This window comes from Streptomyces sp. NPDC057543, assembly GCF_042801895.1.
Classification (GTDB): domain Bacteria; phylum Actinomycetota; class Actinomycetes; order Streptomycetales; family Streptomycetaceae; genus Streptomyces.
This window is the reverse complement of record NZ_JBHVFF010000105.1, coordinates 1-25,357: the sequence shown is the minus strand read 5'-3', so window position 1 is coordinate 25,357 and position 25,357 is coordinate 1. Positions and strand designations below refer to the sequence as shown.

Annotated in this window: 25 protein-coding genes; 9 read left to right on the top strand and 16 right to left on the bottom strand. The window is 69.1% G+C overall.

Going from position 1 to position 25,357, the window contains the following annotated elements; all coding sequences use genetic code 11:
- Both ACFU8Q_RS19215 and ACFU8Q_RS19210 read right to left on the bottom strand, forming a co-directional pair.
- On the bottom strand, positions 1-534 hold a 534-nt coding region (locus ACFU8Q_RS19215), incomplete at its 3' end, for a TetR/AcrR family transcriptional regulator (protein WP_384455092.1).
- The gene (locus ACFU8Q_RS19210) at positions 534-854 is read right to left on the bottom strand and encodes a DMT family transporter (RefSeq protein WP_384455089.1); all 321 of its coding nucleotides are present in this window, start codon (positions 852-854) and stop codon (positions 534-536) included. The genes ACFU8Q_RS19215 and ACFU8Q_RS19210, both read right to left, overlap by 1 nt.
- 185 nt (positions 855-1,039) lie before the next feature.
- On the opposite strand from ACFU8Q_RS19210, the gene ACFU8Q_RS19205 reads away from it, so the two are divergent.
- Positions 1,040-2,074 (top strand): hypothetical protein, encoded by a 1,035-nt coding sequence (locus ACFU8Q_RS19205; RefSeq protein ID WP_384455086.1) that lies wholly within the window; start codon positions 1,040-1,042, stop codon positions 2,072-2,074.
- Between the two features lie 110 nt (positions 2,075-2,184).
- On the opposite strand, the gene ACFU8Q_RS19200 is transcribed toward ACFU8Q_RS19205, so the two are convergent.
- From ACFU8Q_RS19200 to ACFU8Q_RS19160, 9 genes are all read right to left on the bottom strand, one after another.
- Entirely contained in the window at positions 2,185-2,658 is a 474-nt protein-coding gene (locus ACFU8Q_RS19200) for a carboxymuconolactone decarboxylase family protein (RefSeq protein WP_384455083.1), read from the bottom strand.
- 386 nt (positions 2,659-3,044) lie between these two features.
- A complete protein-coding gene (locus tag ACFU8Q_RS19195; RefSeq protein WP_371665221.1) occupies positions 3,045-3,398 on the bottom strand; it encodes a metal-sulfur cluster assembly factor in 354 nt (117 codons plus the stop codon).
- Positions 3,395-3,850, bottom strand: a complete 456-nt coding sequence (sufU, locus tag ACFU8Q_RS19190) for a Fe-S cluster assembly sulfur transfer protein SufU (protein ID WP_148834121.1) — start codon at positions 3,848-3,850, stop codon at positions 3,395-3,397. Before sufU ends, ACFU8Q_RS19195 begins: the two co-directional genes overlap by 4 nt.
- Positions 3,851-3,876: 26 nt before the next feature.
- Positions 3,877-5,133 (bottom strand): cysteine desulfurase, encoded by a 1,257-nt coding sequence (locus tag ACFU8Q_RS19185; RefSeq protein WP_384455080.1) that lies wholly within the window; start codon positions 5,131-5,133, stop codon positions 3,877-3,879.
- Complete coding sequence (gene sufC, locus ACFU8Q_RS19180; RefSeq protein ID WP_351078837.1) at positions 5,130-5,894, bottom strand: Fe-S cluster assembly ATPase SufC; 765 nt, start codon at positions 5,892-5,894, stop codon at positions 5,130-5,132. The genes ACFU8Q_RS19185 and sufC overlap by 4 nt, the downstream gene beginning before the upstream one ends.
- A 7-nt stretch (positions 5,895-5,901) precedes the next feature.
- On the bottom strand, positions 5,902-6,219 hold the full coding sequence (locus ACFU8Q_RS19175) for a bifunctional 3-phenylpropionate/cinnamic acid dioxygenase ferredoxin subunit (RefSeq protein WP_093539686.1): 318 nt from the start codon (positions 6,217-6,219) through the stop codon (positions 5,902-5,904).
- The gene (gene sufD / locus ACFU8Q_RS19170; protein WP_384455075.1) at positions 6,219-7,400 is read right to left on the bottom strand and encodes a Fe-S cluster assembly protein SufD; all 1,182 of its coding nucleotides are present in this window, start codon (positions 7,398-7,400) and stop codon (positions 6,219-6,221) included. The genes ACFU8Q_RS19175 and sufD overlap by 1 nt, the downstream gene beginning before the upstream one ends.
- 69 nt (positions 7,401-7,469) lie before the next feature.
- Entirely contained in the window at positions 7,470-8,891 is a 1,422-nt protein-coding gene (gene sufB / locus ACFU8Q_RS19165; RefSeq protein WP_266362290.1) for a Fe-S cluster assembly protein SufB, read from the bottom strand.
- On the bottom strand, positions 8,888-9,706 hold the full coding sequence (locus ACFU8Q_RS19160) for a helix-turn-helix transcriptional regulator (protein ID WP_384455072.1): 819 nt from the start codon (positions 9,704-9,706) through the stop codon (positions 8,888-8,890). The genes sufB and ACFU8Q_RS19160 overlap by 4 nt, the downstream gene beginning before the upstream one ends.
- Positions 9,707-9,773: 67 nt before the next feature.
- Between ACFU8Q_RS19160 and ACFU8Q_RS19155 the strand changes: the two genes are divergently transcribed.
- From ACFU8Q_RS19155 to ACFU8Q_RS19145, 3 genes are all read left to right on the top strand, one after another.
- Entirely contained in the window at positions 9,774-10,700 is a 927-nt protein-coding gene (locus ACFU8Q_RS19155; protein WP_384455069.1) for an ABC transporter ATP-binding protein, read from the top strand.
- Positions 10,697-11,482: an ABC transporter permease gene (locus ACFU8Q_RS19150; protein WP_384455066.1), complete on the top strand. Its 786-nt coding sequence runs from the start codon at positions 10,697-10,699 to the stop codon at positions 11,480-11,482. The genes ACFU8Q_RS19155 and ACFU8Q_RS19150 overlap by 4 nt, the downstream gene beginning before the upstream one ends.
- A 76-nt stretch (positions 11,483-11,558) precedes the next feature.
- Positions 11,559-12,563, top strand: coding sequence for a heme A synthase (locus ACFU8Q_RS19145; RefSeq protein ID WP_384455063.1), 1,005 nt, complete (start codon positions 11,559-11,561; stop codon positions 12,561-12,563).
- Between the two features lie 344 nt (positions 12,564-12,907).
- On the opposite strand, the gene ACFU8Q_RS19140 is transcribed toward ACFU8Q_RS19145, so the two are convergent.
- Positions 12,908-13,264, bottom strand: coding sequence for a hypothetical protein (locus ACFU8Q_RS19140; protein ID WP_384455060.1), 357 nt, complete (start codon positions 13,262-13,264; stop codon positions 12,908-12,910).
- Between the two features lie 98 nt (positions 13,265-13,362).
- Positions 13,363-14,316, bottom strand: a complete 954-nt coding sequence (locus tag ACFU8Q_RS19135; protein WP_384455058.1) for a heme o synthase — start codon at positions 14,314-14,316, stop codon at positions 13,363-13,365.
- A 412-nt stretch (positions 14,317-14,728) separates the two neighbouring features.
- On the opposite strand from ACFU8Q_RS19135, the gene tkt reads away from it, so the two are divergent.
- Genes tkt through pgl form a run of 5 tightly spaced genes read left to right on the top strand, consistent with a single transcriptional unit; the run spans position 14,729 to position 21,320 of the window.
- A complete protein-coding gene (gene tkt, locus ACFU8Q_RS19130; protein WP_384455055.1) occupies positions 14,729-16,816 on the top strand; it encodes a transketolase in 2,088 nt (695 codons plus the stop codon).
- A 34-nt stretch (positions 16,817-16,850) separates the two neighbouring features.
- Positions 16,851-17,969, top strand: a complete 1,119-nt coding sequence (gene tal, locus ACFU8Q_RS19125; protein ID WP_384455052.1) for a transaldolase — start codon at positions 16,851-16,853, stop codon at positions 17,967-17,969.
- Positions 17,970-17,974: 5 nt separating this feature from the next.
- A complete protein-coding gene (gene zwf, locus ACFU8Q_RS19120; RefSeq protein WP_384455049.1) occupies positions 17,975-19,507 on the top strand; it encodes a glucose-6-phosphate dehydrogenase in 1,533 nt (510 codons plus the stop codon).
- Positions 19,504-20,541 (top strand): glucose-6-phosphate dehydrogenase assembly protein OpcA, encoded by a 1,038-nt coding sequence (opcA, locus tag ACFU8Q_RS19115; protein WP_384455046.1) that lies wholly within the window; start codon positions 19,504-19,506, stop codon positions 20,539-20,541. Before zwf ends, opcA begins: the two co-directional genes overlap by 4 nt.
- Positions 20,538-21,320 carry a 6-phosphogluconolactonase gene (pgl, locus tag ACFU8Q_RS19110; RefSeq protein WP_384455043.1) on the top strand — a complete coding sequence of 261 codons (783 nt, stop codon included), beginning with the start codon at positions 20,538-20,540 and terminating at the stop codon, positions 21,318-21,320. The genes opcA and pgl overlap by 4 nt, the downstream gene beginning before the upstream one ends.
- A 185-nt stretch (positions 21,321-21,505) precedes the next feature.
- On the opposite strand, the gene ACFU8Q_RS19105 is transcribed toward pgl, so the two are convergent.
- Genes ACFU8Q_RS19105 through pgi form a run of 3 tightly spaced genes read right to left on the bottom strand, consistent with a single transcriptional unit; the run spans position 21,506 to position 25,225 of the window.
- A complete protein-coding gene (locus ACFU8Q_RS19105) occupies positions 21,506-23,068 on the bottom strand; it encodes a PH domain-containing protein (RefSeq protein ID WP_384455040.1) in 1,563 nt (520 codons plus the stop codon).
- Positions 23,065-23,568 carry a PH domain-containing protein gene (locus ACFU8Q_RS19100; RefSeq protein ID WP_384455037.1) on the bottom strand — a complete coding sequence of 168 codons (504 nt, stop codon included), beginning with the start codon at positions 23,566-23,568 and terminating at the stop codon, positions 23,065-23,067. The genes ACFU8Q_RS19105 and ACFU8Q_RS19100 overlap by 4 nt, the downstream gene beginning before the upstream one ends.
- A gap of 4 nt (positions 23,569-23,572) precedes the next feature.
- Complete coding sequence (pgi, locus tag ACFU8Q_RS19095) at positions 23,573-25,225, bottom strand: glucose-6-phosphate isomerase (protein WP_384455034.1); 1,653 nt, start codon at positions 25,223-25,225, stop codon at positions 23,573-23,575.
- Positions 25,226-25,357: the final 132 nt, after the last annotated feature.

The following is a 25,357-nucleotide window of genomic DNA, read 5'->3' as shown; positions in this document are numbered from 1 at the left end:
GCCGACGAGGCGTCCCAGCATCTCCCGCGCGTACGCCTCGTCGTACTCCCCACCGGTGAGCAGCACCTGCAGACAGATCCCGTCCATGAGCGCGATCAGCGCACGCGCCGTGGCCGGATCGGTCCGCCGGGACAGCAGTTCGGCGGTGCCGTCGGTCCACTCGGCGGCGACCGGCCGCAGCGCGGGCCTGCGGAGCGCGGCGAGGTACAGCTCGTACTCCAGCTCGGCCCGCCCGCGCCCGCCGGAGAAGTACTCCCCCAGCAGCCCGGCCAGTACCCCGGCGAGGTCGACGGCCGGGTCGGCCAGTTCCTCGCTCGCCCGCATGACCTCGGCGAAGTTCTCGTTCGACCGGCGCAGCGCCGCGATCAACAGCTCGTCCAGCGAGGCGAAGTGATACGTCGTCGAGCCGAGCGGCACATCGGCCTCGGCCGCGACGGAGCGGTGGCTTAGTCCCGCGATGCCCTTGGCACCGACCACCCGGATCGCGGCGTCGATGATGCGGCCGCGCCGCTCGGGGTCGTAACGGCGTGTCATCAGTGGGCCCCTCCCAGGTTCAGCACCACCACTCCGGCGATGACCAGCGCTATGCCGGCCAGCTTGACGAGGTTGCCGGACTCCCCCATGAAGAGGACGCCGATGGCGGCGACCGCGGCGGTGCCGATCCCGGCCCAGATGGCATAGGCGGTGCCCATCGACAGCGTCTTCAGCGTCTGGGCGAGCAGGGTGAAGGCGATGAGATAGCCCGCGACGGTGATCAGCGAGGGCCAGAGCCGGGTGAAGCCCTCGCTGTATTTCATGGCCGTCGTACCGGCCACCTCGGCCGCGATCGCCGCGGCAAGCAGTCCATAACCCATGTGTACGAGTGTACGCATCGCTGCTCGCGCCACGGTACGGCGGTTTCGCGCCATCCGGGGCGCTACGGTGTCCCGACCAGCACAGGTCGACGAGACACAACGGAGCAGCAGTGGCGCAGGACGCAGGGTGGGGCGGCGGAGCACCGTACGGAGGACCCCCGGGACCACCGGGATGGGGCGGCTGGATGCCACCGCCGAAGCCGGGAGTGATACCGCTGGCGCCCCTGAAGCTCGGGGACATACTCGGCGGCGCCTTCAGCGCGATGGGGCGCTACTGGAAGCAGTTGTTCGGCATAGGCGTGGCCGTGTACGGCGGAGCGCTGGTGATCGTGGGGGCGGCCGCCCTGATCGCGTACTCCGCGGTCAGTGACCATCTGCGCCACATCGTCTCGCTGAGCGCCGAGGAGGATCCGACGTCGGCGGACGTGGTGCCGCTGGGGATCGGCTTCAGCGCCGTCTGGCTGGTCGCGATGATCGTGTTCATGGCCAGTACGGCCATGATGTACGCGACCGTTCCCGCGATCCTGCAGGAGGCGGTCCTGGGCAGGCCGACCACCTTCGGCGTGATCTGGCGCCGGGCCTGGGCCCGTGTGCCGGCGGTGATCGGAACGGTGATCCTGTCCACCCTGATCGCGATGATCCCGATGGTGCTCGCGATGATCGGCTTCGTCGCGATCGTGATCGGCGCCACCACTCTCTCGCACGGGTCCGGCATCGCGCTGTGGACCTCGCTCGGCTTCCTGGGCGCCCTGGCCACCGCGCCCCTGGCCGCCTGGCTCTGGGTGAAGTTCTGCCTGGCCCCCTCGGCCGTGGTCTTCGAGGGGCAGCGCCCGGTGGCGGGACTGCGCCGCTCGTCGCAGCTGGTGCGCGGCGACTGGTGGCGGGTCTTCGGGATCACCCTGCTGGCCGTCCTCATGGCGGCCGTGGCCAACTACGTCGTCCAGATCCCGTTCTCGTTCCTCGGCATGTTCTCCGGTGTCCTCGGCGGCTCGACCCTGTCCGACGACCCGAACCCCGCCTCGATCGTCTTCGCCATGAGCGGCTATCTGGTGATCATGGTGCTGGGGCAGCTGATCGGGCAGCTCGTCTCGACGACGTTCCCGCCGCTGGTGACCGGACTCCTCTACATCGACCGGCGCATCCGTACGGAGAACCTGGGCCCGGCCCTCGCCGAGGCGGCGGCCACCCCGCCGCCGCCCCCGTACGGCACCCATTACTGATCAGCCGGACCGCCGGGTGGCCCAGCACGACGCCCCGGGCTCCAGCGAATGGCGCCCGGGGCGGGTACTGCTCGATACCGGGCCGAACCGGCGGTCCCGGCTGCCCCTGATTATCCGAACTGGCCGGGCTGGTAGTCGCCGGCGGGCTGCTGGGTGATGACGTTCACGCGGTTGAAGGCGTTGATGACGGCGATGAGCGACACCAAGGCGCCGAGCTGCTCCTCGTCATAGTGCTTGGCAGCATTCGCCCACACCTCGTCACTCACACCACCGGCCCCGTCGGCGATGCGGGTGCCCTGCTCCGCGAGCTCCAGGGCCGCGCGCTCGGCATCGGTGAATACCTTGGCCTCCCGCCAGGCCGCGACCAGGTTGAGCCGTACCCACGTCTCCCCGGCGTGCACGGCGTCCTTGCTGTGCATGTCGACGCAGAAGCCGCAGCCATTGATCTGACTGGCCCGGAGCAGCACCAGCTCCCGTGTCGCGGCCGGCAGCGTCGATTCCCCGATCACCTTGCCCGCCGAGACGAGGTGCTTGAGTGCCCCGGCCGCGACCGGGTTGGCGAAGAGGTTCAAGCGAGCATCCATGGTGCACTCCTTTGCCGTTGTTGGCGGTTACACCTCTCTGACGGAAACAGCCGGGCAGATGTGACACGACGGAATGTGACGCGCGTCTCCCTTGTCGAACCACGGCAGAGTTCGGACCCGGCACACAGAACTCGTTGCGAAGGCGCCCGGTCCGTCAGCTGCCGACGGTGAACCAGGTGGCCCGGGACTTCTTCCACTCGGCGTGGCCGAGATCCTTGGCCTCCGTGCCGTCCCGTACAACGGCCGACAGCGAGCCTCTCGTCGGCGTGGTGCCGCGTTCGGATTCCGGTTGCCTCGCCGATGCCGGACACACATCATGCGTACCGCGCAGCGAACAACGACGAACGGCCCCCGGCAGAAGCCGGGGGCCGTTCGTCGGTGATGCCTCAGACGTTGAAGCCGAGCGCGCGCAGCTGCTCGCGCCCGTCGTCCGTGATCTTGTCCGGGCCCCACGGCGGCATCCAGACCCAGTTGATCCGCAGCTCGTTGACGATGCCGTCGGTCGCGGACTTCGCCTGGTCCTCGATGACATCGGTCAGCGGGCAGGCCGCGGACGTCAGGGTCATGTCGAGGGTGGCGATGTTGGCGTCATCGATGTGGATGCCGTAGATCAGGCCCAGGTTGACGACGTCGATGCCCAGTTCGGGGTCGACGACGTCGTACAGGGCCTCGCGGACCTCCTCCTCGGAGGCCGGCTTGGTCGTGAGCTCCTCGTTGGATGTCACCGTGTTGTCGCTCATGCCGTCTTCCCTTCGGACAGCGCTTTCGCCGTCGCGTCCTTCCACGCCATCCAGCTCAATAGCGCGCACTTGACCCGGGCCGGGTACTTCGAGACACCGGCGAACGCGACCGCGTCCTCCAGTACCTCCTCCATCGCGTCGTCCGGCTCCAGCTGACCCTTCGACTGCATCAGCTCCAGGAAGGTCTCCTGGATCTTCTGCGCCTCGCCCAGTTCCTTGCCGACCAGCAGGTCGTTGAGTACGGATGCGCTGGCCTGGCTGATGGAGCAGCCCTGACCCTCGTACGACACATCGGCGATGGTCTCGCCGTCGTACTTCACCCGGAGAGTGATCTCGTCGCCGCACGTCGGGTTGACGTGGTGCACCTCGGCGTCGCCGTCCCGCAGGCCGCGCCCGTGGGGGTGCTTGTAGTGGTCCAGGATCACTTCCTGGTACATGGAATCAAGCTTCACCAGTCAACCCTCAGCCGCTCTGCGTATTAACCGAAAAAGTTCCGTACGTGTTCCAGTCCGTCCACCAGGGCGTCGACCTCGGCGGGCGTGGAGTACAGATAGAACGACGCTCGCGTCGTCGCAGGAATTCCGAACCTCAGGCAGACCGGTCGTGCGCAGTGGTGTCCGACCCGGACCGCGATGCCCTGCTCGTCGAGCACCTGACCCACGTCGTGCGGGTGGATGTCGCCGAGCGTGAAGGAGATCGTGGCGCCGCGGTCCTCGGCCGTCGCAGGACCGATGATCCTGAGGTCCGGGACCTCCAGGAGCCGCTTCACCGCATACTGGGTGATCGCGTGCTCGTGCTGGTAGATCTTCTCCATGCCGATCGCCGACAGGTAGTCCACGGCCGCGCCGAGGCCGACGGCCTGGGCGATCGGGGGCGTACCGGCCTCGAACTTGTGCGGCGCGGGGGCGTACGTCGACGAGTGCATCGACACGGTCTCGATCATCTCGCCGCCACCGAGGAACGGCGGCAGGTCCTCCAGGAGCTCCTGCCGTCCCCAGAGCACGCCGATGCCGGTCGGGCCGACCATCTTGTGACCGGTGAAGGCCACGAAGTCGGCCTGCAGCGCCTGCACGTCGAGCACCATGTGCGGGGCGGCCTGCGAGGCGTCGATGCAGACCAGCGCGCCGACCTGCTGGGCGCGGCGGATGATCTTCTCGACCGGGTTGATCGTGCCCATGATGTTGGAGACCAGGGTGAAGGAGACGATCTTCGTCTTCTCCGTGATGATCTCGTCGATGTTGGACAGGTCGAGGCGACCGTCGTCGGTGATGCCGAACCACTTCAGCTTCGCGCCGGTGCGCTGCGAGAGCAGCTGCCACGGCACGATGTTGGAGTGGTGCTCCATCTCCGTGGTGACGATCTCGGTGTCGTGGTCCACGCGGTAGGGCTCATCGGCCCAGCCGAGCATGTTGGCCACGAGGTTGAGCGACTCGGAGGCGTTCTTGGTGAAGATCACCTCGTTGCGGCTGGGCGCGTTGATGAACGCGGCGACCTTGTCACGGGCGCCTTCGTACAGCGCCGTGGCCTCCTCCGCGATCGTGTACACGCCGCGGTGCACGTTGGCGTTGTGCCGCTCGTAGTACTCGTTGAGGGCATCGAGGACCTGGCGCGGCTTCTGCGACGTCGCCGCACTGTCCAGGTAGACGACCTTCTTCCCGTCATGGACCGTACGGTCCAGGAGGGGGAAGTCCTTGCGGATCGCCTCGGTGTCGAGGAGGCCCGGCAGCTGTGTCACGCGGAAGCGCCACCCTTCACATATGCCTCGTAGCCCTCGTTCTCCAGCTTGTCGGCGAGTTCGGCGCCGCCGGACTCGGCGATACGGCCGTTGGCGAAGACGTGCACGAAGTCGGGCTTGATGTAGCGGAGGATCCGCGTGTAGTGCGTGATCAGCAGGGTGCCGACCTCGCCGGTCTCGCGGACCCGGTTGACGCCCTCGGAGACGATGCGCAGGGCGTCGACGTCCAGACCGGAGTCGGTCTCGTCGAGGATCGCGACCTTCGGCTTGAGGAGCTCCAGCTGAAGGATCTCGTGGCGCTTCTTCTCACCGCCGGAGAAGCCCTCGTTGACGTTGCGCTCGGCGAACGCCGGGTCCATCTGGAGCCGGCCCATCGTCTCCTTGACCTCCTTCACCCAGGTACGCAGCTTGGGCGCCTCGCCGCGGACGGCGGTGGCGGAGGTGCGCAGGAAGTTGGAGACCGAGACGCCGGGGATCTCGACCGGGTACTGCATCGCGAGGAACAGACCGGCGCGGGCGCGCTCGTCGACGGTCATCTCCAGGACGTCCTCGCCGTCCAGGGTCACCGAACCGCTGGTGATCGTGTACTTGGGGTGACCCGCGAGGGAGTACGCGAGGGTGGACTTGCCGGACCCGTTGGGGCCCATGATGGCGTGGGTCTCGCCCTGCTTCACGATCAGGTCGACGCCCTTGAGGATCTCCTTCGTGGCGTTGTCGGCCTCGACGGAGACGTGCAGGTCGCGGATTTCAAGCGTTGCCATGGGTGACTCAGGACTCCTGGGTGACGGAGACGAGCACATCGTCCCCTTCGATCTTGACGGGGTATACGGGGACGGGGCGCGTCGCGGGAAGGCCGGACGGCTTACCGGTGCGGAGGTCGAAGCTGGAGCCGTGCAGCCAGCACTCGATCATGCAGTCCTCGACCTCTCCCTCGGACAGGGAGACGTTCGCGTGCGAGCAGATGTCGTTGATCGCGAACACCTCGCCCTCGGTACGGACGACGGACACCGGGACGCCGTCGAGCTCCACCCGCTTCGGGGTGTCGTCCTCCAGCTCACTCAGCGCACAGGCTTTGACGAAGGCCATCAGACGGTAGCCTTCAGCTCGGTCTCGATCTTGTCGAGCAGCCGCGCCTCGACGTCCGGCAGGCCGATCTGCTGGACGAGCTCGGCGAAGAAGCCGCGCACGACGAGCCGGCGGGCCTCCTCGGCCGCGATACCGCGGGACATCAGGTAGAAGAGCTGCTCGTCATCGAAACGGCCGGTCGCGGAGGCGTGGCCGGCGCCGACGATCTCACCGGTCTCGATCTCCAGGTTCGGCACCGAGTCGACCCGCGCACCGTCCGTGAGGACGAGGTTGCGGTTCATCTCGTAGGTGTCGGTGCCCTCGGCCCTGGCCTGGATGAGGACGTCACCGATCCACACCGCGTGTGCGCCGTCGCCCTGGAGCGCGCCCTTGTAGGCGGCGTTGGACTTGCAGTGCGGGGTGTTGTGGTCGACCAGGAGGCGGTGCTCCTGGTGCTGGCCCTTGTCGGTGAAGTACAGGCCGAAGAGCTCGGCCTCGCCGCCGGTGCCCGCGTAGCTGACCCGCGGGTGGAGACGGACCAGGTCACCGCCGAAGGTGACGACGATCGACTTGAACGAGGCGTCCCGGCCGACCAGCGCGTTGTGCTGGCCGACGTGGACCGCGGTCTCGTCCCAGTCCTGAACGGAGACGACGGTGAGCTTCGCGCCGTCACCGAGGACGTAGTCCACGTTGGCGGCGAGCACCGCGTCACCGGTGTGGTCGATGACGACGACGGCCTCGGCGAAGGCACCCAGCTCGACGACCTGGTGGCCGTAGGCCACGCCGCCCTCGCCGTGCACCGCGATGCGGATCGGCTCGGTGAGCACGGCCTCCTTGGCGACGGTGACGACGGACGCCTGCTCGAAGGACGTGTACGCCTGGGCGGCGACACGGTCCACGGGGGTGCCGGCCTTCCCGGGCCGGGAGTCGTCGCGGCCGACGGTCTCGACCGTGACGCCCTCGGGGGCCTCGATCGCGACCTTCACGGCGCCACCGGTGGCGACGGCCGTGCCGTCGTGCAGTCCGCGCAGCCGCTCCAGCGGCGTGAACCGCCACTCCTCCTCACGGCCGTGCGGGACCGGGAAGTCCGCCACGTCGTAGGACGGGGGCGCGCTCATGCGCGTGGCGACGGTCGACTCGGCGGCCACCGCGATGGACCCGGTGGTGGTGGACCCCGCCGGAATGTTCTGAGCCTCAGCCATGGCTGTCGTAGTGCTCGCTTTCTCTGTCAAAAGTCGGGGAGTTCGGTCGTCCGGCCGTGCTGGGCCGTGTCAGCCGACCGAACCCTCCATCTGCAGCTCGATCAGCCGGTTGAGCTCGAGTGCGTACTCCATCGGCAGCTCCTTCGCGATCGGCTCGACGAAGCCGCGCACGATCATCGCCATCGCCTCGAACTCGGTCAGACCGCGGCTCATCAGGTAGAAGAGCTGGTCCTCGGAGACCTTGGAGACGGTTGCCTCGTGCCCCATCGACACGTCGTCCTCGCGGACGTCGACGTACGGGTAGGTGTCGGAGCGCGAGATGGTGTCGACCAGCAGCGCGTCACAGAGCACGTTGGACTTCGCGCCCGGCGCGCCCTCGCCGATCTCGATCAGACCACGGTAGGAGGTACGGCCACCGCCTCGCGCCACCGACTTGGAGACGATGTTGGAGGAGGTGTTCGGCGCCATGTGGACCATCTTGGCGCCGGCGTCCTGGTGCTGGCCCTCGCCCGCGAACGCGATGGACAGGGTCTCGCCCTTGGCGTGCTCGCCCATCAGGTAGACGGCCGGGTACTTCATGGTGACCTTGGAGCCGATGTTGCCGTCGACCCACTCCATGGTCGCGCCCTCGTAGGCCACGGCGCGCTTGGTGACCAGGTTGTAGACGTTGTTCGACCAGTTCTGGATCGTCGTGTAGCGGCAGCGGCCGCCCTTCTTCACGATGATCTCGACGACGGCGGAGTGCAGCGAGTCGGAGGAGTAGATCGGCGCGGTGCAGCCCTCGACGTAGTGGACGTAGGCGTCCTCGTCGACGATGATCAGCGTCCGCTCGAACTGGCCCATGTTCTCCGTATTGATACGGAAGTAGGCCTGCAGCGGGATGTCGACGTGGACACCCTTGGGCACGTAGATGAACGAGCCACCGGACCACACGGCCGAGTTCAGCGAGGCGAACTTGTTGTCGCCGACCGGGATGACGGTGCCGAAGTACTCCTTGAAGAGCTCCGGGTGCTCCTTCAGCGCGGTGTCGGTGTCGAGGAAGATGACGCCCTGCTCCTCCAGGTCCTCACGGATCTGGTGGTAGACGACCTCGGACTCGTACTGCGCGGCGACACCGGCGACCAGGCGCTGCTTCTCCGCCTCCGGGATGCCGAGCTTGTCGTAGGTGTTCTTGATGTCCTCGGGCAGATCCTCCCAGGACTCCGCCTGCTTCTCCGTGGACCGGACGAAGTACTTGATGTTGTCGAAGTCGATGCCCGACAGGTCGGAGCCCCAGTTCGGCATGGGCTTCTTGTCGAAGAGCCTGAGGCCCTTCAGGCGCAGCTTCAGCATCCACTCGGGCTCGCTCTTCTTCGCCGAGATGTCACGGACGACATCCTCGGAGAGCCCGCGCTTGGCTGCGGCGCCTGCCGCGTCGGAGTCGGCCCAGCCGAATTCGTACGTGCCCAGACCCTCGAGCTCAGGGTGGGCAGTCTCCGTGGGGAGCGTCATGCGGGGTTCCTCCCGGCCGTGCTTGCAGATACTGAATGGGTGGTCTGTGGTGCTGCGTGGCCGCTGCGCGGAATGTACGTCGTGCACACACCGTCGCCGTGGGCGATGGTGGCCAGACGCTGCACATGGGTCCCGAGGAGGCTGGAGAAGAATTCCGTCTCCGCCTCGCACAGCTGCGGGTACTGCTCGGCGACATGGGCGACCGGGCAGTGGTGCTGGCACAGCTGCTCGCCCTGCTGCGGGCCGGGCGCGCTACGCGCGGTAGCAGCGTACCCGTCGGCCGACAAGGCCTTGGCCAAGGCCTCGGTCCGCGCCTGCGGGTCCGCGGCCTCGACCGCCGCGCGGTACGCCTCGGACTGGGCCGCGATCCTGGCCCGGGCGAAAGCGACGACCGCCTCGTCGCCCGAGGTCTCGGCGATCCAGCGCAGCGCGTCCGCGGCGAGCTTGTCGTAGGACTGGTCGAAGGCGTCCCGCCCGCAGTCGGTGAGGGCGAACACCTTGGCCGGGCGGCCCCGGGTCCGCGCGCCGTACACCCGCTGTTCGCGGGCCTCGACGACGCCGTCGGAGACGAGGGCGTCGAGATGGCGGCGTACCGCGGCCTGGGTGAGGCCCAGGCGCACGGCCAGCTCGGCAACCGTGGACGGGCCGTGGTCCAGGATGGATCGCGCGACACGGTTGCGCGTCGAGCGCTCTCCGGTCGCGAGTTCCTCCTGCGGTGACTCCCGCCTGGTCTCGCCGTATTTCACAACGCCATTGTTGCGTAATTCGTCTCGCGCTGACAACCACGGTCCGGAACGATCTACGGTGCGGTTCATCACTTAGGGTCACCTAATGCGGCCCCGGGACACGGGCGATTCCCACCCCTGCCTAGACTTACCGGCCATGAAGAGCGAGTCCGTCGTACAGGCCCGCGGCCTGGTGAAGCGGTACGGCCCCAAGACCGCTGTGGACGGCCTCGACCTGTGTGTACGCACCGGCGCGGTCACCGCCGTCCTCGGCCCGAACGGCGCCGGCAAGACCACCACCATCGAAACCTGCGAGGGCTACCGCCGTCCGGATGCCGGGACGGTACGCGTCCTCGGCCTCGACCCGGTCGCCGACGCCGCGAAGCTCCGCCCCCGGATCGGCGTGATGCTCCAGTCGGGTGGCGTCTACTCCGGAGCGCGCGCCGACGAGATGCTCCGCCACATGGCGAAACTCCACGCCCACCCGTTGGACGTCGACGCCCTGATCGAGCGCCTCGGCCTCGGCGGCTGCGGCCGTACGACCTACCGCCGGCTCTCCGGCGGCCAGCAGCAGCGTCTCGCCCTGGCGATGGCCGTCGTCGGCCGCCCCGAGCTGGTCTTCCTGGACGAACCGACCGCCGGCCTCGACCCGCAGGCCCGCCGGTCCACCTGGGACCTCGTACGGGAGCTGCGCACCGACGGCGTATCGGTCGTCCTCACGACACACTTCATGGACGAGGCCGAGGAACTGGCCGACGACGTCGCCGTCATCGACGCGGGCAAGGTCATCGCCCAGGGCAGCCCGGAGACGCTCTGCCGCGGCGGCGCCGAGAACACCCTGCGCTTCACCGGCCGCCCCGGTCTCGACCTCGGCTCCCTGCTGAAGGCGCTGCCCGACGGTACGGGGGCGGCCGAGCTCACCCCGGGCTCGTACCGCATCACCGGCGACGTCGGCCCGCAGCTGCTGGCCACGGTCACCTCCTGGTGCGCGCAGCACGGTGTGATGCCGTCCGGCATCTCCGTGGAGCGGCACACCCTGGAGGACGTCTTCCTGGAACTGACCGGCAAGGAGCTGCGCGCATGAGCGCCGGTACGTACACCCCGCGGCCGGGCGCCGCCCCGCTGTCCCGCATGATCGCGACGCAGACCGTGCTGGAGACGCGGATGCTGCTGCGCAACGGCGAGCAGCTGCTGCTGACCGTGATCATCCCGACGCTGCTGCTGGTGCTGTTCAGCGCCGTCGACATCGTGGCTGTGCCCACGGAGACGATGGGGACCGCAGGCAAGTCCGTGGACTTCCTGGCGCCCGGCATCCTCGCGCTCGCCGTGTTGTCGACGGCCTTCACCGGCCAGGCCATCGCCACCGGCTTCGAGCGGCGGTACGGGGTGCTCAAGCGGCTCGGTGCCTCGCCGCTGCCCCGCTGGGCCCTGATGACCGCCAAGACCCTTTCCGTGCTGGTCACCGAGGTGCTGCAGGTGGTGCTGCTGACGGTGATCGCGTACGCGCTGGGCTGGTCGCCGCACGGCAACCCGTTCGCCGTGCTGGTGCTGCTCGCGCTCGGCACCGCGGCCTTCTCCGGGCTCGGGCTGCTGATGGCCGGGACGCTGAAGGCGGAGGCGACGCTCGCCGCGGCCAATCTGGTCTTCCTGCTGCTGCTGATCGGCGGCGGTGTCATCGTGCCGCTGGAGAAGTTCCCGGACGCGGTGCAGTCGATGCTGGGTCTGCTGCCGATCGCGGCCTTGTCGGACGGGCTGCGCGACGTGCTCCAGCACGGCGCGTCGATGCCGTGGGGAGACCTCGGCATCCTCGCGGTGTGGGCGGTGCTCGGGCTGGGCGCGGCGGCGAAGTTCTTCCGCTGGGAGTGAGCGGGCCCACGCACTCCGTCGACGTTTCGGGGTAACTCGTCCCCCTCGTGAAAGCTTGCACAAGCCGCCGCCTACGATGGTGCGCGTGCCCAAGCTGACCCGAGCCGAAGTCGCTCAAGCCGTGCGGAACCCGCTCCTCTACATCGCCGAGCGATGGACTCCGTCTCCCCGCACGGTCCGCCGTGCGGCCATGTCGGCCGTCGTCATGGCCGTGCTCATCGTCGTGACCGGCGGGGCGGTGCGGCTTACCGGCTCCGGCCTGGGCTGCCCGACCTGGCCCAAGTGCACCGCCGAGAGCCTCACGGCGACGAGCGCGATGGGCTTCCACGGCGTCATCGAGTTCGGTAACCGGATGCTGACGTACGTCCTGTGCGCGGCCGTCGGCTGGGCGATCATCGCCGCCCGGTCCGCGAAGCCCTGGCGGCGCAGCCTCACCCGGCTCGGCTGGGTGCAGTTCTGGGTGGTCATGGGCAACGCGGTGCTCGGCGGCATCGTGGTGCTGGTCGGCCTCAACCCGTACACCGTCGCGGCGCACTTCCTGCTCTCCACGGCGCTGCTCACCGTCGCGATGGTGATGTGGCAGCGGGTCCGTGAGGGCGACGCGGCGCCCAGGCCGCTGGTGGGCAAGGCGGTGTCCCAGCTGGCCTGGCTGCTCGCGGTCGTGGCGGGGCTGCTGATCGCGGTCGGTACGGTCGTCACGGGCGCCGGACGGCACGCGGGTGACTCCAGCGACGTCCACCGCATTCCGATCGACTGGAAGATGATCACGCAGCTGCACGCCGATCTGGCCTGGGCCGTGGTGGCGCTGACCGTCGCCCTCTGGTTCGTGCTGAAGGCCGTGGACGCGCCCGTCGGGCCGCTGCGCCGCACCCGTGACCTCTTCCTGGTGCTGCTGAGCCAGGGGCTTGTCGGGTACGTGCAATATTTCACCGACACGCCGGAAGTACTGGTCGGACTGCACATGTTCGGCTCGTGCCTCGTGTGGATCGGCGTGGTGCGCGTCCTGCTGTCGCTGCGCGAGCGGCCGGTGGAGGTCGGGCCGAGTCCGACCCCGCGCAGCGAAACGGCGCTCATCGCCTGAAAGGCGCCGCGCGCCGGAGAGCAAATGAGGCCGGGCGTCATTGGATACGTGCGGTACGGACCATCCCCAGCGCGCGGCAGGAATGCCTACGAGCGAATCCCGTAAAGGTTTTGTCATCGGCTGATCGAAGGCCCCCTGCCAAGGGCTGTCCCGTACATCCCTGGTGGATCAATCAGCGCGCGCGTCGGATGCGGTGCATCGCAAGGCGGACGGGCGCTCGCATACCTATTCGGGCGTTCCGACAACGCGGCGAGGTGCCGTAGCTGTCGTTGTGCGCCCGCCAGGGATTACGGGACAGCCCTCAGCCCGGCTGAATGCGGTGAGCAGGGGGCTTTCGCCTGCCCTCAGGCCTTATTGGACGGGCCGCCCACCTGGATTCCGGCCATCCGCGTCCACTCGTACGGGCCGGTGCGGACCTTCGCGGCGAACTCTCCGTCGAAGGATTCGTGCATCGTGATCCCGGCCTTCTGAGCGGCGCTCTCGGCGACCGCGTACGACGGGGCGACCAGATCGCCCCAGCCGCCGTCCTCGCCGACGAGAACGATGCGCGTGCCCATCTGCCCGATGTAGGCGAGCTGTCCCTCCGCTCCGCCGTGCGCCTTGGAGAAGGCACCGATCTGCTTGGCGAGCTTCGCCGCCCTGCGCTCCGCGCGGGCCGCCTGCTTGCCGCTCTCCACCTGGGTTTCTGCCGTCTCTGCCATGCTCAGGATGCTACCGATGGGTACACCGACGTGCGACGGGCGGGGCACGTGGCCTGGGCCACGCACCCCGCCCGTCGGCAGGTGTCGGTGAAGCGGGACTACCTCAGGAAGGGGTCGACCGCCACGGCGACGAAGAGCAGCGAGACATAGGTGATCGACCAGTGGAACAGCCGCATCTCCTTGAGCTTCCCGCCCGTCACCCCGGCGTTGGCCCGGTTGAGCAGGCCGTGGGCCTCCCAGAGCCAGAACCCGCCGGTCAGCAGCGCCACCGCCGTGTAGAACCAGCCGGTGTAGCCGAGCGGGGTCAGCAGCAGCGAGACGGCGACCATCACCCAGCTGTAGACGACGATCTGGCGGGCCACCACCCGGTTGGAGGCGATGACCGGGAGCATCGGGACGCCGACCCTGGCGTAGTCGTCCTTGACCTTCATCGACAGCGGCCAGTAGTGCGGCGGCGTCCAGAAGAAGATGACGGCGAAGAGGATGACCGCGGCCCAGGACATCGAGTTGGTCACGGCGGACCAGCCGATGAGGACCGGCATGCAGCCGGCGATACCGCCCCAGACGATGTTCTGCGAGGTGCGGCGCTTCAGCAGCATCGTGTAGACGACGACGTAGAAGAGCAGCGCACCGAGCGACAGCGCCGCCGACAGCCAGTTGACCAGCAGTCCGAACCAGACCGTGGAGATCACCGCGAGGGCGATACCGAAGGCCAGGCACTCACGCGGGGTCACCATTCCGGTGACCAGCGGACGCTGCGACGTACGGTCCATCAGCGCGTCGATGTCGCGGTCGATGTACATGTTCAGCGCGTTGGCACCGCCCGCGGAGAGATATCCCCCGATGGTGGTGGTGAGAACGAGCCACAGATCGGGTACACCCTGAGCGGCCAGGAACATCACCGGGACAGTGGTGATCAGCAACAGCTCGATGATCCGAGGCTTGGTCAACGCCACGAATGCCTTGACACGGACCCCGAACGGGCGATGGCCCCCTGGGCTGGGAGTCAAGGCGACCCCTGCGGGTCGGGACTCGACGGCCGTCACGCACACCCCTGACAGAGAAATCCCAGCAAGCTCCGGGCGTGAAGGCCCAGTAAAGACTTGCGCGAACCACACCACTGTAGACGTTGGGGAGCGGCCGCCCTTCGCGGGGGTGCGGTCGTGTTGAAGTGGCGCAGAAGTAAAGGGACGCGCTCATCGAAATGACATATGAGGCCCTCGCTCACCGAGGCGGCACATAAGTGGAAGGACACGCTCATCGGAGGGCCCAGACGTGGCCGGAGGCGCTCATCGGAGGGCCCAGAAGTGAGCCGTCGCGCTCATACGGGAGGCGAACTCCGCGGACCACCCGCACCCTGGAAAGCAGCCGGAAAATGCTTGTTCCGACGGGGGTAGGCTCGACAGCGCCCGGTGCGGTCACCAGTCACCGGTTTACAACAGTGGAGAGGAGCCCTGACTCAGGGTGAGCACCAAGCCGACCACCACAGACCTCCAGTGGACCGAATTGGACCAGCGGGCCGTGGACACTGTCCGCGTCCTTGCCGCCGACGCCGTACAGAAGGTCGGAAACGGCCACCCGGGCACGGCGATGAGCCTGGCTCCCGCCGCGTACACCCTCTTCCAGAAGGTGATGCGGCACGACCCCGCCGACGCGGAGTGGACCGGTCGCGACCGGTTCGTGCTCTCCGCGGGGCACAGCAGCCTGACCCTCTACATCCAGCTCTACCTGGCCGGGTACGGCCTGGAGCTCGATGACCTCAAGGCCTTCCGTACCTGGAGTTCGAAGACCCCCGGTCACCCGGAGTACGGTCACACCACCGGCGTCGAGACGACCACGGGCCCGTTGGGCCAGGGTGTCGCCAACGCGGTGGGCATGGCGATGGCCGCCCGTTACGAGCGCGGCCTGTTCGACCCCGAGGCGGCCCCCGGCACCTCCCCGTTCGACCACATGATCTGGGTCGTGGCGGGCGACGGCTGCCTCCAGGAGGGCATCTCCGCGGAGGCGTCCTCGCTGGCCGGGCACCAGAAGCTCGGCAACCTGGTCCTGCTGTGGGACGACAACCACATCTCCATCGAGGGCGACACGGAGACCGCGGTCTCCGAGGACACCCTGAAGCGGTACGAGGCGTACGGCTGGCACGTCCAGCGCGTCGACCAGCTGCCCAGCGGCGACCTGGACCCCGCGGGTCTGTACGCGGCGCTGCAGGCCGCCAAGGCCGAGACCGAGCGCCCGTCGTTCATCGCGGCCCGCTCGATCATCGCCTGGCCCGCCCCGCACGCCCAGAACACCGAGGCCTCGCACGGCTCGGCGCTCGGTGACGAAGAGGTCGCCGCGACGAAGAAGGTCCTCGGCTTCGACCCGGAGAAGTCCTTCGAGGTCTCCGACGAGGTCATCTCGCACACCCGTGAGGCACTGGACCGCGGCCGCGAGGCCAAGACCGAGTGGGAGAAGTCCCTCGCCGCATGGCGCACCGCCAACCCGGAGCGCGCCGCCGAGTTCGACCGGATCTCCGCGGGCGAGCTGCCCGCCGGCTGGGAGGACAAGCTCCCCGTCTTCGAGCCGGGCAAGAGCATCGCCACCCGTGCCGCCTCCGGCAAGGTGCTCCAGGCTCTCGGCGATATCGTCCCCGAGCTGTGGGGCGGCTCCGCCGACCTGGCGGGCTCGAACAACACGACGATCGACAAGACGTCGTCGTTCCTCCCGACGGGCAACCCGCTGCCGAGCGCGGACCCGTACGGCCGCACGATCCACTTCGGCATCCGCGAGCACGCCATGGCCGCGGCCATGAACGGCATCGCGCTGCACGGCCACACCCGTATCTACGGCGGCACCTTCCTGGTGTTCTCCGACTACATGCGCAACGCCGTGCGCCTGTCCGCGCTGATGCACCTGCCGGTGACGTACGTGTGGACGCACGACTCCATCGGTCTCGGCGAGGACGGCCCGACCCACCAGCCGGTGGAGCACCTGGCCTCGCTGCGCGCCATCCCGGGCCTGAACATCGTCCGCCCGGCCGACGCGAACGAGACCGCCGTCGCCTGGCGCGAGATTCTGCGCCGCTACACCAAGGTGTTCGGCAAGGGAGCCCCGCACGGCCTGGCGCTGACCCGCCAGGGCGTGCCCACGTACGAGGCGAACGAGGACGCGGCCAAGGGCGGCTACGTACTCTTCGAGGCCGAAGGCGGCGACGCCCAGGTCCTCCTCATCGGTACGGGCTCCGAGGTGCACCTCGCCGTCGAGGCGCGCGAGGAGCTGCAGGCGGCCGGAATCCCGACCCGGGTGGTCTCGATGCCGTCGGTCGAGTGGTTCGAGGAGCAGGACCAGGCGTACAAGGACAGCGTTCTGCCGCCGTCCGTGAAGGCCCGGGTCGCGGTCGAGGCCGGTATCGGTCTGACGTGGCACCGGTACGTCGGAGACGCCGGCCGGATCGTCTCGCTGGAGCACTTCGGTGCCTCGGCCGACGCCAAGGTCCTCTTCCGTGAGTTCGGGTTCACCGGCGAGCACGTCGCCGCCGCCGCGCGGGAATCTCTCGCCGCTGCCACGCGCTGACGCTCTTATACGACTAGTAGGAGATGCAATTCTCATGACAGACGCACTCAAGCGCCTCTCCGATGAGGGCGTGGCGATCTGGCTCGATGACCTGTCGCGCAAGCGGATCACCTCGGGCAACCTCGCCGAGCTGATCGACGAGCAGCACGTCGTGGGCGTCACCACCAACCCGTCGATCTTCCAGAAGGCGATCTCGCACGGCGACGGATACGAGCAGCAGCTCACCGATCTCGCCACCCGCAAGGTCACCGTCGACGAGGCCATCCGGATGATCACGACGGCCGACGTACGGGACGCCGCGGACATCCTGCGTCCGGTCTTCGACGCCACGGACGGCCAGGACGGCCGGGTCTCCATCGAGGTCGACCCGCGCCTGGCCCACCACACCGACGCCACCGTCGCCGAGGCCAAGCAGCTGGCCTGGCTGGTGGACCGGCCCAACACGCTCATCAAGATCCCGGCGACGAAGGCCGGTCTCCCGGCGATCACCGAGGTCATCGGCAAGGGCATCAGCGTCAATGTCACGTTGATCTTCTCGCTGGAGCGCTACCGCGAGGTCATGGACGCCTACCTGGCCGGTCTGGAGAAGGCGAAGGCCGCGGGCCTGGACCTGTCCAAGATCCACTCGGTGGCTTCGTTCTTCGTGTCCCGCGTGGACACCGAGATCGACAAGCGGCTCGACGCGGTCGGCACCGACGAGGCCAAGGCGCTCAAGGGCAAGGCGGCGCTCGCCAACGCCCGGCTCGCCTACAAGGCGTTCGAGGAGGTATTCGGCTCGGAGCGCTGGGCCGCCCTGGACAAGGCGCAGGCCAACAAGCAGCGTCCGCTGTGGGCCTCGACCGGTGTCAAGGACCCCGCGTACAAGGACACCCTGTACGTCGACGACCTGGTCGCCCCCGGCACGGTGAACACCATGCCCGAGGCCACCCTGGACGCCACGGCGGACCACGGGCAGATCACGGGCAACACCATCGCCGGCACCTACGAGCAGGCCCGCGCCGAGCTCGATGCCGTCGCGAAGCTCGGGATCTCCTACGAGGACGTCGTCCAGCTCCTCGAGGACGAGGGCGTCGAGAAGTTCGAGGCGTCCTGGATCGACCTGCTCAACTCGACCGAGGCAGAGCTCAAGCGCCTCGCCCCTTCGGAGGGCTGACCACCTTGTCTGGTGTTCCCGGAGCCAACCCGCTTCGTGACCCCCAGGACCGACGGCTCCCGCGCATCGCGGGACCGTCGGGTCTGGTGATCTTTGGGGTCACGGGCGATTTGTCCCGTAAAAAGCTGATGCCTGCCGTCTACGACCTGGCCAATCGCGGCCTGCTGCCGCCGGGCTTCTCCCTCATCGGTTTCGCGCGCCGCGAGTGGCACGACGAGGACTTCGCACAGGAGGTCCACGACGCCGTCAAGCAGCACGCCCGTACACCGTTCCGCGAAGAGGTCTGGCAGCAGCTCATCCAGGGGATGCGCTTCGTCCAGGGCAACTTCGACGACGACGACGCCTTCGAGACGCTGAAGGCGACGATCCAGGAGCTGGACAAGGCACAGGGCACGGGAGGCAACTTCGCCTTCTACCTGTCCGTGCCGCCGAAGTTCTTCCCCAAGGTCGTCCAGCAGCTCAAGAAGCACGGCCTCGCCGACCAGAAGGAGGGCTCCTGGCGGCGTGCCGTCATCGAGAAGCCCTTCGGTCACGATCTGAAGAGCGCGCAGGAGCTCAACCAGATCGTGCACGATGTGTTCCCGCCCAACGAGGTCTTCCGGATCGACCACTACCTGGGCAAGGAGACGGTCCAGAACATCCTGGCGCTGCGGTTCGCCAACACGATGTTCGAGCCGATCTGGAACAGGTCGTACGTCGACCATGTCCAGATCACGATGGCCGAGGACATCGGCATCGGCGGCCGGGCCGGCTACTACGACGGCATCGGTGCCGCCCGTGACGTCATCCAGAACCACCTGCTCCAGCTGCTGGCGCTGACGGCCATGGAGGAGCCCGGCTCCTTCCACCCGAAGGCCCTGGTCGCCGAGAAGCTCAAGGTGCTCACGGCGGTGGAGCTGCCGGAGGACCTGGGCAAGCACACGGTTCGCGGCCAGTACATGCACGCATGGCAGGGCGGCGAGGAGGTCCTCGGCTATCTGGAGGAGGACGGCATCGACCCCAAGTCGACGACCGACACCTACGCCGCGATCAAGCTGACGATCAACAACCGCCGCTGGGCGGGCGTGCCGTTCTATCTCCGTACCGGAAAGCGGCTCGGCCGCCGGGTCACGGAGATCGCGGTCGTCTTCAAGCGCGCTCCGTATCTGCCCTTCGAGTCCGGCGCGACGGAGGAACTGGGCGGCAACGCCCTGGTCATCCGGGTCCAGCCGGACGAGGGCGTGACCGTGCGGTTCGGCTCCAAGGTGCCCGGCACCTCGATGGAGGTCCGGGACGTCACGATGGACTTCGCGTACGGCGAGTCCTTCACGGAGTCCAGCCCGGAGGCGTACGAGCGGCTCATCCTCGATGTGCTGCTCGGCGACGCCAACCTGTTCCCGCGGCACCAGGAGGTCGAACTCTCCTGGAACATCCTCGACCCGATCGAGGAGTACTGGGACAAGCACGGCAAGCCCGCGCAGTACCCGGCGGGCACCTGGGGCCCGGCCGAGGCGGACGAGATGCTCGCACGAGACGGACGGAGCTGGCGTCGGCCATGAAGATCGATCTCACGGAGACCACTTCCAGCAAGATCAACCAGGCGCTGGTGTCGGCCCGCCGGGCCATCGGCACCCCGGCCATCGGCATGGTGCTGACCCTGGTCATCGTCACCGACGAGGAGAACGCGTACGACGCGCTCAAGTCGGCCGGCGACGCCTCGCGCGAGCACCCCTCGCGGATCATCGCGGTGATCAAGCGGGTCAGCCGCTCGCCGCGCAGCCGCCGGGACGCCCGGCTCGACGCCGAGGTGCGGGTCGGCTCCGACGCGGGCACCGGCGAGACCGTCGTCCTGCGTCTCCACGGCGAGCTGGTCAACCACGCCCAGTCGGTGGTTCTGCCGCTGCTGCTGCCGGACGCCCCGGTCGTGGTCTGGTGGCCCGAGGACGCACCCGACGACCCGGCGAAGGACCCGCTGGGCGCGCTCGCCCAGCGCCGGATCACGGACGCGTACTCCTCGGAGCACCCGGGCGACGAACTCGCGGTCCGCGCCCGGTCGTACAGCCCGGGCGACACCGATCTGGCCTGGACCCGCATCACGCCGTGGCGTTCGATGCTCGCGGCCGCGCTCGACCAGCAGCACGTCGAGGTCGTCTCGGCGACGGTCGAGGGCGAGTCGGAGAACCCGAGCTGTGAGCTGCTCGCCATGTGGCTCGCCGACCGGCTCAAGATTCCGGTGGAGCGCACCCTGTCCGACGGCCCCGGTCTGACGGCCGTGCGGATGGAGACCAAGAACGGTGTCATCGTCCTGGACCGGCCGGACGGTTCGCTGGCCACGCTCTCGATGCAGGGCCAGCCCGACCGTGCGGTGGCGCTCAAGCGGCGGGACACCGCCGAGCTGCTCGCCGAGGAGCTGCGGCGCCTGGACCCGGACAACACCTATGAGGCGACGGTGAAGTTCGGCGTGGAGAAGCTCGGCGGACCGGCGCAGCGGAAGCCCGCCGAGCCGAAGTCCACCGAGTCGAAGTCCGGCGGGACCGCCGCCGCCCCGGCCGCCGCCAAGAAGACTGCGGCCAAGAAGGCGGCGACGAAGTGAGTGCCCCTCAGCTTGTCGTGCACCGCGACAAGGAGCTGATGGCGCAGGCCGCCGCGGCCCGGCTGATCACGAGGATCGTGGACGCCCAGGCCGCCCGCGGATACGCCTCGGTGGTCCTCACCGGTGGGCGCAACGGCAACGGCCTGCTGGCCGCCCTCGCCGCCGCGCCCGCCCGGGACGCGATCGACTGGTCGCGGCTCGATCTGTGGTGGGGCGACGAGCGGTTCCTGCCGGAAGGCCATCCGGAGCGCAATGTCACGCAGGCCCGCGAGGCCTTGCTGGACTCGGTGCCGCTGACCCCGTCCCGGGTGCACGCGATGCCCGCCTCGGACGGCCCCTTCGGCAGTGACGCCGACGCGGCCGCGGCCGCGTACGCCGAGGAGCTGGCCGCGGCGGCCGGTCCGGAGGACCACGGTCCGGTGCCGACGTTCGACGTGCTGATGCTGGGCGTCGGCCCGGACACGCATGTCGCGTCGCTCTTCCCGGAACTGCCCGCGGTACGGGAGACCGAGCGCACCGTCGTCGGTGTGCACGGCGCCCCCAAGCCGCCGCCCACCCGCGTCTCGCTCACGCTGCCCGCGATCCGGGCGGCGCGCGAGGTGTGGCTGCTCGCCGCGGGTGAGGACAAGGCGGAGGCCGCGGAGATCGCGCTCTCGGGCGCCGGGGAGATCCAGGCCCCGGCGGCCGGTGCGTACGGACGCGGCCGCACCCTGTGGCTGCTGGACGCGGCGGCGGCCTCGCGGCTGCCGCGTGCGCTGTATCCGCCGGCCTCTCCCTGAGCAGCTGTCAGTACCGTTGTGCCCGGGCCCGGTTCGCGCTTCTCCAAGCGGCCGGGCCCGCGGCGTGAAATGGCGGGGAGCCGGGCGCGCCGTATCCCGACGCCCCGGATTTCGTGTCGCCGGCCGGCACCGGGGGCAGCAGGTCCCGCGTCATCGGCGCGGCGCACGGCCGGCCCTTCCGGCGCTCAGCCGGCCGCCGGGGTGCGCTCCAGGAAGGGCTCCAGCAGGCCCGGGACGGCCTCCGAGGCGAAGTCGAGACCCTCGCTCGCGTCCGCGTCGTACGCCGTGTACGCGCCCGCTCCGGCGGCCGTCGTCGCCGTGAGACTCAGCACCCCGGACCGCCGCTGGAAGAACGTCTGCCGGACCGTCCAGCCGATGACACCGGCTCGCTCCAGCGCGGCGGTCGAGCGCCGGACCGTGCCCGACCGCACTACCAGGTAGTCGCCACTGAGGGCGTGTCCCAGACCGCGGTACGCGTCCCGGGCCAGGAACACCCCCAGAGGCAGCCCCACGGCCGCGCAGCCGAGCGCGGTCCAGAGCAGTACGGGGGTCAGCAGCACGCCGAGCACGCCCTGGACGCATACGGGCACGACGACGGCCCAGAACGCCCGGCGCAGCCGCCGGCCGCGGGCCGCGAGGGGGTGCCCGGTCAGCGCGGCGCGGGTCGGGGACGTGGTCGCGCGCAGGACGTCGGCGGCCACCGTGTCGGCGACGGGCCGGGGCGCGGCGGGCAGCAGGGTGTTGTGGTCGCCGTGCTGCTCCTCGTCGTCCTTGGCGAGTCCGGTGGTGATCGCGTCGACGCGGGCGGCGCCGAAGAGCCGGATGCCGAGCGGTTCGACGAGGTCGACGCCGCGCAGCCGCCGCTCCTCGATGGAGACGGACCGGGAGGTCAGCAGGCCGCGCCGGATGCGCAGGGTGCCGCCGGGTTCGCGCTCCAGCCGGTAGCTCCACCACATCTCGATCCACAGGCCGAGCGCGCCGACGACACCGGCTGCCACGGCCGCGAGGGCGAGGGCCACGATCATGGCCGTCAGCGAGGTGTCCCGGAACCGGTCGCCGACCCAGTCGATCACCTGCCCCTGCGCCCCGAACCAGTCGCTGACCTGCATCACCGCACCGACCGCCGCGCCACCGAGCGCGGGGGCGACGAACGAGACCGGTGCGTAACGGATCCAGCGCGGGTCGAGGGCGACGAGTTCACCCTCACGATGGGTGCCCGGAGTGCCGGTGGCCGTACGCTCCAGCAGTTCGCGGCGGAGCCGTTCACCCTCGGCCTTGGGGACCGGGTCCAGTTCCAGGGTGGATTCGCCGCCGGAGTGCTCGCCGGTGCCGATGCGGACGGTGACCAGGCCGAGGACCCGTTGGAGCGGATGGGCGGTGAGGTCGACGCTGCGGATGCGTTCACGGGCCAGTGAGCGCTTCTTGACCAGGAACAGGCCGGTGTGGAGCTCGACCCGTTCGGCGCCGACGCGGTAGCGGGTGCGGCGCCACCGTACGTAGTCGCCGGCCGCGGCGGAGCCGATCAGTACGAACGCGCCCGCCAGCACCCAGGCGACCGCGTGCCCGAGGCCGAACCGTCCCGAGAGCCCGAGCGTGGTGGGCACGGCCGCACCGGCCGCCACCCCGACCGTGACGAGTGCGCTGACGAGGACCGTACGCCGGTCCAGCCGCCGCCAGTCGGTGGCGGTATCGGGGCCGGCGCGGTCGTCGTCCCCGGCGTCCGTGGAGACGGTCGCCTCGGCGCTCATGTGGCGTCCCCGGGGGTGTCCTGGGTGATCCGGGTCAGCCGCTCGGCCAGCTCGGCCGCCAGCTCGTGGCCCAGTCCCTCGATCCGCACCGCGCCCTTGGACGATGCGGTGGTCACGGTGACCGTGGCGAGCCGGTAGAGCTGTTCGAGCGGGCCGCGTACGGTGTCCACGGTCTGAATACGGGACATCGGGGCGATCCGCCACTCCTGTCGCAGGACGCCGGTTCTGACGTACACCGCTTCGTCGGTGACCTCCCAGCGATGGGTGCGGAACCACCAGAGGGGGAAGAGGACGGCGCAGCCGACGCCGAGGACCGTGAGGATCGCGGCGGGCAGCAGCAGCCAGAACCGGGCGGGCTCGATGAGCACGCCGAGCACGGCCAGGACGGCCACCGGCGCCGCGGTCAGCAGCAGCCACTGGGCCCGCCACCAGCCGACGGCCCGCGGGTCCAGAGTGTTGTTCGGCGGCCTCAGCCGCACCGTCCGCTCCCCCCTGGTCATCGGCTCAGCGCCCCCTGCGGGCGCGGTACGCCGTAACGAGCGCGGCGGTCGAGCTGTCCAGTTGCTCGCCCCCCTTGCCTTCGGTCAGCACCGGCTCGATCTTCTTGGCGAGGACCTTGCCGAGTTCGACGCCCCACTGGTCGAAGGAGTCGATGTTCCAGATGGCGCCCTGGACGAAGACCTTGTGCTCGTACAGCGCGATCAGCTGGCCGAGGACGGACGGCGTCAGCCGGTCGGCGAGGATCGTCGTCGTCGGGTGGTTGCCCTGGAAGGTCTTGTGCGGCACCAGTTCCTCGGCGACACCCTCGGCGCGGACCTCGTCCGGCGTCTTGCCGAAGGCCAGCGCCTGGGTCTGGGCGAAGAAGTTGGCCATCAGCAGATCGTGCTGGGCGACGAGACCGGGCAGCAGGTCGGCGACGGGCTCGGCGAAGCCGATGAAGTCGGCCGGGATGACCTTGGTGCCCTGGTGGATCAGCTGGTAATAGGCGTGCTGCCCGTTGGTGCCGGGGGTGCCCCATACGACCGGTCCGGTCTGCCAGCCGACCGGATTGCCGTCCCGGTCCACGGACTTGCCGTTGGACTCCATGTCCAGCTGCTGCAAGTACGCGGTGAACTTGGACAGATAGTGGCTGTACGGCAGCACGGCATGCGACTGGGCGTCGAAGAAGGCGCCGTACCAGACGCCCAACAGGCCCAGCAGCAGCGGGACATTGTCCTCGGCGGGGGCGGTGCGGAAGTGTTCGTCGACGAGGTGGAAGCCGTCGAGCATCTCGCGGAACCGGTCCGGGCCGATGGCGATCATCAGTGAGAGACCGATGGCGGAGTCGTAGGAGTAGCGGCCGCCGACCCAGTCCCAGAACTCGAACATGTTGGCGGTGTCGATGCCGAAGTCCGCGACCTTCTCGGCGTTGGTGGACAGCGCCACGAAGTGCTTGGCGACCGCTTCCTGACCGGCCCTCAGCCCGGTCAGCAGCCAATTGCGGGCGGAGGTGGCATTGGTGATCGTCTCGATCGTCGTGAAGGTCTTCGACGCGATGACGAAGAGCGTCTCGGCGGGGTCGAGATCGCGTACGGCCTCGTGGAGGTCGGCGCCGTCGACGTTCGACACGAAGCGGACGGTGAGCGAGCGGTCCGTGAAGGAGCGCAGCACCTCGTACGCCATGGCGGGGCCGAGATCGGAGCCGCCGATGCCGATGTTGACGATGTTCTTGATGCGCTTGCCTGTGTGGCCGGTCCACTCCCCCGACCTGATGCGGTCGGAGAAGGCCGCCATCCTGTCGAGCACGGCGTGCACCGCAGGCACCACGTTCTCGCCGTCGACCTCGATCACCGCGTCGCGCGGGGCACGCAGCGCGGTGTGCAGGACGGCACGGTCCTCGGTGGTGTTGATCTTCTCCCCGCGGAACATCGCGTCCCGCAGCTCCGCCACCCCGGTGGCCGCGGCGAGCTCACGCAGCAGCCGGAGCGTCTCGCCGGTGACCAGGTGCTTGGAGTAGTCGACGTACAGCTCGCCGACCCGGAGGGTGTATCCGGTGCCGCGCTCCGGATCGTCCGCGAAGAGCTGCCGCAGGTGCGTCGTCCCGAGCTGCTCGCGGTGCTTGCCCAGAGCGGTCCACTCGGGCGTCTGGTTGAGCCTGGTTCGGCTTGGTGTATTCATCCCGGATATCAGCCCACTTCTTCTCGTGCCTGCAGATGCCCCGCTGCCCTTCCAACCTAATTGATCAGAAGGGCGGACGAGACGACGGCGAGCTGCGGCACGGCAAAAGCGTCCGGCCGGGCACCTGTGAGG